At 39.6% G+C, this 11,442-nt stretch carries 7 protein-coding genes; all 7 read right to left on the bottom strand.

Annotation, left to right across the window (positions count from 1 at the left end):
* Positions 1–88: 88 nt before the first annotated feature.
* Positions 89–3,325, bottom strand: a complete 3,237-nt coding sequence (carB, locus tag FWJ32_RS01710; protein ID WP_149544239.1) for a carbamoyl-phosphate synthase (glutamine-hydrolyzing) large subunit — start codon at positions 3,323–3,325, stop codon at positions 89–91.
* A 12-nt stretch (positions 3,326–3,337) separates the two neighbouring features.
* A complete protein-coding gene (gene carA / locus FWJ32_RS01715) occupies positions 3,338–4,396 on the bottom strand; it encodes a glutamine-hydrolyzing carbamoyl-phosphate synthase small subunit (RefSeq protein ID WP_149544240.1) in 1,059 nt (352 codons plus the stop codon).
* A 2-nt stretch (positions 4,397–4,398) separates the two neighbouring features.
* Entirely contained in the window at positions 4,399–5,586 is a 1,188-nt protein-coding gene (locus tag FWJ32_RS01720) for an acetylornithine transaminase (protein WP_149544241.1), read from the bottom strand.
* A 12-nt stretch (positions 5,587–5,598) separates the two neighbouring features.
* Positions 5,599–6,453 (bottom strand): acetylglutamate kinase, encoded by an 855-nt coding sequence (gene argB / locus FWJ32_RS01725; RefSeq protein WP_149544242.1) that lies wholly within the window; start codon positions 6,451–6,453, stop codon positions 5,599–5,601.
* A gap of 25 nt (positions 6,454–6,478) precedes the next feature.
* A complete protein-coding gene (gene argJ, locus FWJ32_RS01730; RefSeq protein ID WP_149544243.1) occupies positions 6,479–7,696 on the bottom strand; it encodes a bifunctional ornithine acetyltransferase/N-acetylglutamate synthase in 1,218 nt (405 codons plus the stop codon).
* A 39-nt stretch (positions 7,697–7,735) separates the two neighbouring features.
* Positions 7,736–8,773 (bottom strand): N-acetyl-gamma-glutamyl-phosphate reductase, encoded by a 1,038-nt coding sequence (argC, locus tag FWJ32_RS01735; RefSeq protein ID WP_149544244.1) that lies wholly within the window; start codon positions 8,771–8,773, stop codon positions 7,736–7,738.
* A gap of 665 nt (positions 8,774–9,438) precedes the next feature.
* Positions 9,439–10,809: an MATE family efflux transporter gene (locus tag FWJ32_RS01740; RefSeq protein WP_149544245.1), complete on the bottom strand. Its 1,371-nt coding sequence runs from the start codon at positions 10,807–10,809 to the stop codon at positions 9,439–9,441.
* Positions 10,810–11,442: the final 633 nt, after the last annotated feature.

The raw sequence follows: 11,442 nt of genomic DNA on the forward strand, positions 1-11,442 counted from the left end.
TTTTATACATTGTCAATTACAGTATTACTTTTCTCCATAAATGCGAACAACGCTGAAAGAACCAAAACAATACCTAATTATTGACAATTTATGCCTCTTTCCTGATAGTGACTTTTCTTATATCAGCATATTCACTCATAGAATAATAACTTGTATTCACACCCCTTTGCATTTTATTAAGGACATAGCAAAACGCCCTTGCCGTATCCATGGATGTGATGCATGGCACACCATACTGTAAGGCTGCTCTTCTGAGTTTGTACCCTGCTGTACTGGCATCTTTCCCATTTGTAGGTGCATTAATGACCAGGTCTATAACATTGTCTCTTATCATATCTATAACTCTTTTAAGCCCATCTTCCCTTTTTACATCAATACATTGAGCTTTTATTCCACTCTTTTGCAAACTCTTATATGTATCTTTTGACGCTATCACACTGTATCCCATAGAAACAAGCCCCGGTATAAAGTCCAAGGCCTCTTTCTTAAAATCATCACTCAGAGAAATAAATACCCTTTTATTAACTGGAAAACTTGTCATGGCTCCTTTAAAAGCTTTGTAAAGAGCAGCTGCAAAATTAATATCTATGCCCAATACCTCCCCTGTAGACTTCATCTCAGGACCCATAATCAAATCAGATCCTGCCAACTTCTGGTGAGAAAAAACAGGTGCTTTTACAACCCAGTAATCTGGTTCAGGCCACAATCCGTCAGTATAACCCAGTTCCCTAAGAGTCTTTCCTAAAGACACGTTAACAGCTATATTCACCATGGGAATGCCCGTAACCTTACTGAGTATAGGAACGGTACGGGATGCCCTGGGATTAACCTCTATTACAAAAACCTTGCCCCCTTTTAATACGTACTGAATATTGACTAAACCCTTTACGTGTAGAGCTCTGGATATCTTCTTTGTATAATCGACTATAATATTTTTTTCCTCAACACTTAAAGTGGTTGAAGGATACATAGTAAAGCTGTCTCCTGAATGTATGCCGGCTCTATCAATATGCTCCATAATCCCCGCTATTAGCGTATACTCACCATCGCATACTGCGTCCACTTCCACTTCTTTGCCTTCGATGTACTTGTCTATGAGAACTGGCAAACCAGGAGATACACTTATTGCGTTTTCCACATAACTCATTAACTCCTCTTTGTGCCGCACAATATCCATAGACTGCCCACCGATAACGTAAGAAGGCCTTACTATCAGAGGGTAACCCAATCTTTCAGCAATGTCCAGTGCTTCCTTTACGGTTGTGGCATAGCCTCCCGCCGATTGAGGAATATCAATGTTTTTAAGAAATTCTGCAAATTTCCCTCTATCCTCTGCAATATCAATGTACTTCTGTTGGGTACCCAGTATGGATACGCCGTTTCTTATAAGGCCTTTGGCAAGATTAATGGCTGTTTGACCTCCAAACTGCACCAAAACACCTACAGGTCTCTCTTTATCCACTATATTCATGACATCTTCCAAAGTTAAAGGCTCAAAATACAATGCATCCGCCGTATCAAAATCGGTGCTAACTGTTTCAGGGTCATTATTAACGATAACAGCCCTTATCCCCGCCTTTTTTAAAGCCCAAACAGCGTGAACCGAGCAGTAGTCAAACTCTATGCCCTGCCCTATCCTGATGGGGCCTGAACCAAGCACAAGCACGCAAGGCCTGTTCTCTTTTAATACATCGTCTTCCTGCTCATAAGTGGAATAATAATAAGGAGTAACGGACTCAAATTCCGCAGCGCAGGTATCTACTGTTTTATAAACAGGAACTATACCGTATTCTATGCGCTTTGCCCTGACGTCTTCTTCCCTTATTCCTGCCAGTTCTGCAATCATTACATCGGAAAATCCTAACTGCTTACCGGTTTTAAGGACGTCCCTCTGATGCCATTTCTCTCTTAGAACTTCCTCATAATTTACGATATTCTGTATTTTATCCAGAAACCATATATCTATCTTTGTAATATCGTGCACCTGCTGAATAGTCCACCCTCGTCTTAAGGCTTCAGCTATATAAAACAACCTCATATCATTAGGTTTACGTAATCTGTAAGCTATCTCCTCATCAGACCACGTCGAACTCTCTTCTATCTTAAGACCATACGCTTTTATTTCCAGTGATCGTATGGCTTTTTGAAGTGAAGCCTCAAAAGTCCTGTCTATAGCCATTACCTCCCCTGTTGCCTTCATCTGCGTACCTATTGTCCTGTCAGCATCATAAAACTTATCGAAAGGCCAGCGCGGTATTTTTGTCACCACGTAATCCAGTGCTGGTTCAAAGCACGCAGTAGTTTTTTTTGTCACAGGATTGGTAATTTCATCCAGAGTTAATCCTACAGCTATTTTGGCAGCAATTCTGGCAATAGGATATCCTGTAACCTTTGAAGCCAAAGCACTGGAACGACTGACCCTCGGGTTGACCTCAATAACGCGGTATTCAAAACTGTGGGGATTTAAGGCAAACTGTATATTGCAACCACCTTCTATTTTAAGAGCCCTTATTATCTTCAAGCTGGAAGACCTGAGCATCTGATACTCTACATCTGACAATGTCTGAGAGGGTGCTACCACGATGCTGTCGCCGGTGTGTACACCAACGGGGTCTAGATTTTCCATGTTGCATATGGTAATACAGTTATCGTTGCTATCCCTCATAACTTCATATTCTATCTCTTTCCAACCGTAAAGGCTTTTTTCTATCAGCACTTCATGCACCATGCTCAACTTTAAACCAACTGAAACAATTTCTACGAGCTTCTTTTCTTCTTGGGCAATTCCCCCACCTGTACCCCCCAACGTATAAGCAGGCCTGACTATAAGAGGATAGCCTACTTGCTGTGCAAATTCAAGTGCTTCTTCAACACTGCGTACAATCTTGCCTGGAGCAATGGGCTCATTTAATTCACTCATAAGCTCATTAAAAAGCTCTCGATCTTCTGCCTTTTTGATTGAATCCACAGATGTACCCAGCAATTTCACATCGAATTCATCCAGAATGCCAGACTCTTTCAATTCTACCGCGAGATTTAGCCCCGTCTGACCTCCCAGTGTAGGCAGTATTCCATCAGGTTTTTCTTTTTCAATAATCCTGCCCAGCGTATCCTTATCAAGTGGTTCAATGTATACTTTATCTGCCATATTCTCGTCGGTCATGATTGTAGCAGGGTTGTTGTTCACCAGTACCACACTTATACCCTCTTCTCTCAGAGCCTTACAGGCCTGGGTACCTGAATAATCAAACTCTGCTGCCTGACCTATTACAATAGGTCCCGAACCTATAACCAATACCTTGCTTATTCCATCTTTAACTGGCAAAATAACATCCCCCTATGCAATATACCTCATAAATTCTTCAAAAAGATACATAGAATCACCGGGCCCCGGCGATGCCTCCGGGTGATACTGCACAGAAAATATAGGCAGGTACTTGTGCCTTATCCCTTCCACTGTGTTATCATTTAAATTTATGTGGGTAACCTCCACATCGTCTCCAAGGCTTTTTTCATCCACAGCATACCCATGATTCTGTGATGTTATATAAATCTTACCAGACCGCAAATCCTTTACAGGATGGTTTGACCCCCTGTGACCATATTTAAGCTTATACGTATCGGCACCTAAAGCCAGAGATATAACCTGATGTCCCAAACAAATACCAAGTATTGGAATCTGCCTTTTTAGCTCAGCCACCAAACTTATTGCCTCAACAGCATCTTTAGGATCTCCAGGACCGTTGCTCAAAAACAGAGCATCGGGTTTTGACTCCATAACCTGTGACGCTGTAGCATTATAAGGGAAAACACTTATTTGAAAGTCGAAATGTGAAAAACATTTTAATATATTGCGTTTGATGCCAAGGTCAATCACCGCCACGCGTTTACCTTTGCCCTCTATGGTGTACGGTTTTTTCACGCTTACCTCTTTCAGCAATTCCACTTCCCCTTCAAGGAATAAATCTTTAATTCTTTGTTCATTTATATCCTTTATATCAGTTGTTATAAAGCCCTTCATGGTACCAGAAGATCGGATTTTTTTAACCAGTGAGCGGGTGTCAATCCCCGAAATACCTGAAACGCAATGGGCTTTGAGATAATCTCCTAAAGTCATGCAAGAGCGAAAATTTACAGGCTTATCCTCAACTTTTTTTACAACAAAGCCCCTTACTCTGGGCCCATCCGACTGGGAATCATCATCGTTTATGCCGTAATTTCCTATAAGAGGGTAGGTCATCACCACAATCTGACCTGCATAAGAGGGGTCCGTCAGTATCTCCTGATAGCCCGTCATTCCAGTATTAAATACAACTTCTCCCCTCGTAAAATCACTGGCTCCAAAGGCTTCTCCTTTGTACACTGTGCCGTCCTCCAACACCAGAAAAGCTTTCATATTCAAACCCCCATTTCTTTTAGTACATCATCTAACACATCTATAGCTTTATCTATTTCCGTTCTTGTGATAATAAGAGGTGGCACCATCCTGACCACCCTGTGTCCTGCCGACAGCAGCAAAAGGCCTTTTTGCATCGCTTTATTTACAATACCTGTTACCTCCTGCATGTTAAATTCCACACCTATCATTAAACCTTTGCCCCTTATCTCACTTATAACAGGATGTATCTGTTTAAGTTGCAAAAGACCGGCTTTTAAATAATCCCCCATTTCTCTGGCATTATCAATCACCCCTCCCAAAAGTTCTTTCATAACCGCAACTCCTGCTGCACAAGCAACTGGATTGCCGCCAAATGTGGAGGCGTGATCTCCTGGCTTAAAAGCTGAGGCAACTTTATCAGTAGCAATCATGGCACCCAGTGGCAAGCCACCTGCAATTGCTTTGGCCAGTGTCATAATATCAGGCTGTACTCCATAATGCTGATAGGCAAACAGTTTACCACTCCTGCCCATTCCACATTGAACCTCATCAAATATAAGCAGTAACCCCTTTTCGTCGCATAGTTTTCTTACCTGGTACAAATAATTTTCCTGTACTTCGTATACGCCCCCCTCCCCCTGTATTGGCTCAAGCATCACAGCACACGTATTTTCATCAATAGCAGCTTCTAAAGCCCGTATATCATTAAATGGTACATATTTAAACCCCTCCACTAAAGGTGCAAACCCATTATGGTACTTGGTCTGCCCTGTAGCTGTCAATGACCCCAGTGTCCTCCCGTGAAAAGACTGATGCATAGTTATGATTCCATATCTATTCTCGCCATAGTTTTCTTTGGAATATTTTCTAACAAGTTTTATTGAAGCTTCGTTGGCCTCAGTCCCACTGTTGCAAAAAAAGACTTTATCTCCAAAAGAATTCTCCACTAAAAGCCTGGCGAGTTCTGCTTGTGGTGCATTCCAGTAAAGATTAGAACAATGTATCATATTTTCAACCTGTTCTTTTATAGCTGCTACCACGGAAGGATGGCAATGGCCCAAATTGTTTACCGCTATACCTGCCACAAAGTCAAGATATTCTCTACCTTGATCATCGTATACTACTGCCCCTTTACCTCTCACCAGTACAAGTGGAAACCTAGAATAAGTATTCATTATATAATCTTTGCCAATCTGAATATAATCCATTTTTTGTCCTCCTTAACGTACGATCACTGTTCCTATTCCACTATCTGTAAATATCTCCAGAAGCATAGAATGAGGTATACGGCCGTCGGTTATATGAGTCTTTTTCACGCCCTTTTTAATGGCATTTATGCAGCACAGTACCTTTGGAATCATTCCACCATCTATAACTCCTTCATTTACGTAATCCAGTGCAGTTTTTATATCCAGAGAAGATATCAAAGAATCCTTATTCCCGTAGTCTTTGTATATTCCTTCTACGTCGGTCAGCATTATAAGCTTTTCGGCCCCAAGGCTTCCAGCTATCTCACCCGCTACCGTATCAGCGTTTATGTTATAAGTCTCACCGTCTTCCCCTATGGCCACAGGCGATATAACCGGTATATAATCCTCTTTTATAAACAACTGGATTACTTCTGTGTTAACACTCTTAACATAACCCACCAATCCCAAATCACCATTAGATAGATCCTTATCCGCCGTCACCAGGCCACCATCTTTGCCACTTAGTCCAATGGCCTTCCCTCCACATCGGTTTATATAAGAGACTATTTCTTTGTTCACCTTACCTGTCAATACCATTTCCACTACTTCCATAGTCTCTTTATCTGTCATTCTAAAACCATTTACGAATTTCGGTTTTTTACCCAATTTCCCCAGCAAATCGTTGATTTCAGGACCACCACCGTGTACCACCACAGGATTTATACCTACCAACTTTAGAAACACCAGATCCTCCATAACCATATGCTTTAAACGTTCATCCGTCATCGCATTACCGCCATACTTTACAACAAAGATTTTCCCTCTGAAATTTTCAATGTAAGGTAGAGCTTCTATCAGTATATTGGCTTTTTCTATAGTTTCCATATGTTTATCTCCTTTACAATTGCTATTATGTTCTATAGCTACCGTTTATTTTTACATAATCATATGACAGGTCACATCCCCACGCTGTAGCATGACCGCATCCTTGTTTTAAATCAACAATCACCTTTATATCTTTTTCTTTTAGTAATTCTTTCGCTTTGTCCTCAGAAAAATCAATCCCCATACCATTCTGAGCTAGCATCAGCTCTCCTCCCTTACCGCTAATGTATATATCTACCAGATTCGGATCAAAATCTACTCCAGAATAACCTACAGCACATATAATCCTTCCCCAATTGGCATCTTCGCCAAATATCGCCGTTTTCACCAGATTTGACCGGGTTATAGATCTGGCAGCCATAACAGCACTAAGGTCGTCAGGGGCATTTTTAACCTCTACTTCCATAAACTTAGTAGCACCCTCACCATCTTTTACCATCATTTTAGCCAGTTCCACACACACTATTTCTAACCCTCTATAGAACTCATCAAAATCCTCTGTTTCCTGCTCAATTAACCTGTTGCCGGCCAAACCGTTAGCAAATATAACGGCCATATCATTGGTACTGGTATCTCCGTCTACACTTATCATATTGAAAGACCTGGCAGTGGCAAGCCTAAGAGCTTTTTCCAATGCATCCTCTTTGATTCTGGCATCAGTAGAAATAAAGCACAGCATAGTTGCCATATTGGGGTGTATCATTCCCGAGCCCTTTGCCATTGCACCTATTGTAATCTTTTTCCCACCAATGTTCATTGATACAGTCACTTCTTTTTTAAATGTATCAGTAGTCATAATTGCGCAGGCGGCATCACTCCCGCCTTCCTTGCTTACAGTACTGCAACACTTAACTATTCCATCTCTCACCTTATCCATAGGCATTTTGACCCCTATAACTCCTGTAGATGCTACCACCACATCTTCCACGCCGCATTTCAGTTGCTTGGCGGTCAATTCAGCCATCTCTTTTGCGTCTTTCAAACCATCCTCACCGGTACATGCATTGGCATTTCCACTGTTGACCACAATCGCCTGTGCTTTTCTGTTCTTCAAGTTTTCCATTGTTACTTTCAACGGCGCTGCTTTTACCTTGTTTGTGGTAAAAACCCCTGCAGCGGCAGCCGGCACACGGGAATATACTACAGCAATATCTTTTTTACACTTTTTTATTCCACAATGAACTCCTGACGCCAAAAAACCCTCTGGAGCTGTAATACCACCCTTATTGAATATAATATCCATATACGCTCTCCTCTCATCACCATTTCCCTTAAGTTTAAGTTATGGATAAATTGCCGGTAAGTTTAATCCAGTGTCTTCCGGCAGCCCAAAAAGGTTATTCATATTTTGAACAGCTTGCCCCGAAGCTCCTTTAACAAGATTATCTATAGCAGATACTATAATTAACTTACCCGTATGCTCATCATAAGCTAAACCAATGTGGCAATTATTTGACCCATAAGTGTCTTTTGTTCGCGGGAATTGGCCATCGTCCAGTATTTTAACGAAAGATTCGTTACTATAGAATTCTTCGAAAGCTTCCCTTACTATATATAAGGTAATACCATCTCTTAATTCACAGTATATAGTGCTTAGAATTCCTCTTGTCATGGGCACCAGATGAGGTGTAAAAGTCACTTTTATGTTAGATTCAGAAAGATAACTTAGCTCCTGCTCAATCTCCGGCGTGTGCCTGTGACAAGCTACACCATAGGCTTTTACACTCTCATTGCACTCTGCATATAGATTAGCAAAGGATGGTTTATGACCTGCACCAGATACACCCGATTTAGAATCGATGATTATACCTTCTGTTTTTATGAGGCCATACCTTAACCCAGGAGCCAGCCCTAAAATTACACTAGTAGGATAACATCCAGGATTGGCCACCACATTAACGTCTTTCATCTCCATCCTGTGAATCTCCGGAAGACCGTATATTCTTTTTACTTTCTGATCTATAAGTGGAACAGGCCCATACCATTTTTCATATACAGAAAAGTCGTTAAAGCGAAAATCGGCACTTAAATCTATGAGCTTTTTATTCTTAGCCACAACCTCGTTAGCCAAACCATAGGCATGACCATTGGGCAATGCAGAAAAAATCACATCGGATTTTCTTATAATCTCTGCTTCGCACAGTTCATCGAATCTTAAATTAATATATCCTTTCAAACTGGGGTATAAGTCACTATATTCTCTACCCTCATGATTATTAGATGTGATACCTACTATATCTACCTCAGGATGTAAAGACAATATCCTTATTAGTTCCACTCCTGTATATCCTGAAGCGCCAACAATACCTACTTTTATCATATAGAACCCCGCTTTCCTATTTATTCTTTACAAGTTGTACTGTAATCCCTATCTTGATACAATAACCTCAAATTTAATACCTATGTATTCAAGAAACAGTAATGTTAGGCAAAACCTCCGTTTCGCATAAATAATATTTTTTTTGCATAATAATTCATCATTTATTATATTATAATCGGTGCCAGGCAAAAATGCAATATTTTCTTGCATAAAAATAACAGTGTAAAACATATCACTTTTTAAATTACGTTATCTTTCAAAACTCCTTCACAGAACCTGCCAAGTATCACTTGTCCTGTGATTGATGATTGATATAACTTTCAATGTTTATTTGCATTTTGTTATATGAAGGTTGTAAAAAAGGAAAAATTTAGATTTGATCACGAATGGTAATTTTATATACTTTCAGCCCTATCAATATACTGACAAGACTGAAAGTAAGGTTTTTATGAAAGCAGATAGAACAGATTTGAACTCCTGACAATTCAAATATATATAATAGTGCCGCTCAGATAATTTAATGTTTATAACCAAAATTAGAGTCGAGATTAAGAACGCTGGCAGCATATATTGATTCAGCTGTTAAAAAACATAAAATTACGGTATGATCTGGCTGACAAATTTTCCGGAAATCACACCATAAATGGAATAATTCATTTATTACATCATTCCCCTAAAGTTTTTATTTTGTGGTCATAGATGTATTTTATAAAAATACTGCAAAATATTAAAGCCGAAACTTCCGCTATAGGAAAAGCCCACCAGACTGCATTTAACGAACCAGTCCTGGATAGTAAATACGCCGCTGGCAAAAGTACAATAAGCTGCCTTATTATTGATACAATCAGGCTCATCATTCCATTCCCCAGTGCCTGAAATACAGACATAATAACTATACAATACCCAGCAAATAAAAAACTGAAACTAATTGTACGCAGTGCTGGCACTCCAATTGTCAGCATATCGTCGGAGGCATTAAACAGTAGAAGCAGTTTATCCGGGAAAAGCTGAAAAACAGTCAGGCCAATTAACATAATGCAAACTGCATAGAGCACACTCAACTTGATAGTCTCTGTAATGCGCTCTTTCTTTTTGGCACCAAAATTATAAGAGATGATAGGTACCATACCATTATTAAGCCCAAAAACCGGCATAAACACGAAGCTCTGCAGCTTGAAATACACGCCAAATACTGCAGTAGCCGTGGCCGTAAACCCCATAAGGATTTTGTTTATACTATAGTTCATAAGAGAACCAATTGTCATCATAATTATTGACGGAATACCAACATAATAGATCTCCTTTATAACCTCACCATCTGGTCTAAAATCCCTGAACGAGAGAATGATCTCATGATTTTTTGAGATATTGAAATAAATAGCCAGCATCATAGCAGTGGTCTGTCCAATTACTGTGGCTACAGCTGCACCAGTCACCCCCATCTTTGGAAACCCAAAATATCCAAAAATAAGAATTGGATCCAGAATGATATTGACTATAGCACCGGATGACTGTGTAACCATAGTATAAATAGTTTTCCCAGTAGATTGCAGGAGTCGTTCAAATGTTAGCTGTCCGATAAGGGCAAAAGAAAATCCAGTACAGATGCCAAGATATTCTCGCCCGTACTTAATGATTTCACTAATACCAGTTTGCGATTTAAAAAAAGGCTGTACACCAAAAAAGCCAAACACTATAAACACAATACAGCTTAGCAAACCCAAAAAAATGCCATTGTTAGCGGCCTTACTGGCCTTTTCAGTGTTTCGCTCACCAAGACTTTTTGACAATAGAGCGTTGATACCTACTCCTGTACCATTTACTATTGCAATCATAAAGCTCTGTACTGGAAATGCCAGTGAAACAGCTGTTAGAGCATTTTCATTGATTTGTGCCACAAAAATACTGTCAACAATGTTATAAAGAGCCTGAACCAGCATAGAGATAATCATCGGCACCGACATTGTTATCAGCAATTTGTTGACGGGCATAATACCCATTTTATTTTCATCCTGTCTTTCCAATACATTTTCCATTAGGCAGCACCTCCCAATAATGTAATTGCCACTTTTAAAATTATATACCCGGCTCAAATACAAATTTTTATGAAATACATAATACGCCCAAATGTCCAAAAGTACGCAAGGGTGTTTTTGCGCTATTTTTGAATCGCTTTGGGCTGAATAAGAAATACTCATATCACAACAATAAAATTTCAAATTGACATGTTTCATTTGATAGTAATAATAATAAAAGCCCCAGGAACAATCCAGGGTTTTCTTGTGTTCATGCAATATCTAACATTTATTTCGTATTTACACTACTTCACACTACAGTGTGCCATGTGCCAAAATGTTATGCTCTATACTAAGGATATATATCTGCATAGACGCGAGATTCATCCTTTTTAACATAGCTATCCGTCACATCTTTTTATAGCGTTATGAATGAATTTTTAAGAATGCCTAATTTCAGCTTTTTGCTCATAAGAATAACCACTCTTCTAAATAGAGCACTATATGATAGAATAATACATAGCTATCTAATTGTCAATAGGATAAAGGCTGCTCGATCGCGTCAAGTATTTTTAGGTTATTAAAGACCTCACCATAATGAATTATCATAGGAAAACGTTATGTATGTTTAATCCAACATTAACAAAATTTATC

This window comes from Calorimonas adulescens (assembly GCF_008274215.1).
Lineage (GTDB): Bacteria > Bacillota > Thermoanaerobacteria > Thermoanaerobacterales > UBA4877 > Calorimonas > Calorimonas adulescens.

Coding starts and splice junctions, on each gene's coding strand:
- argB (WP_149544242.1), bottom strand. CDS start 6,453: ATGGAAACTATAGAAAAAGCCAATATACTGATAGAAGCTCTACCTTAC.
- carA (WP_149544240.1), bottom strand. CDS start 4,396: ATGAAAGCTTTTCTGGTGTTGGAGGACGGCACAGTGTACAAAGGAGAA.
- argJ (WP_149544243.1), bottom strand. CDS start 7,696: ATGGATATTATATTCAATAAGGGTGGTATTACAGCTCCAGAGGGTTTT.
- FWJ32_RS01740 (WP_149544245.1), bottom strand. CDS start 10,809: ATGGAAAATGTATTGGAAAGACAGGATGAAAATAAAATGGGTATTATG.
- FWJ32_RS01720 (WP_149544241.1), bottom strand. CDS start 5,586: ATGGATTATATTCAGATTGGCAAAGATTATATAATGAATACTTATTCT.
- argC (WP_149544244.1), bottom strand. CDS start 8,773: ATGATAAAAGTAGGTATTGTTGGCGCTTCAGGATATACAGGAGTGGAA.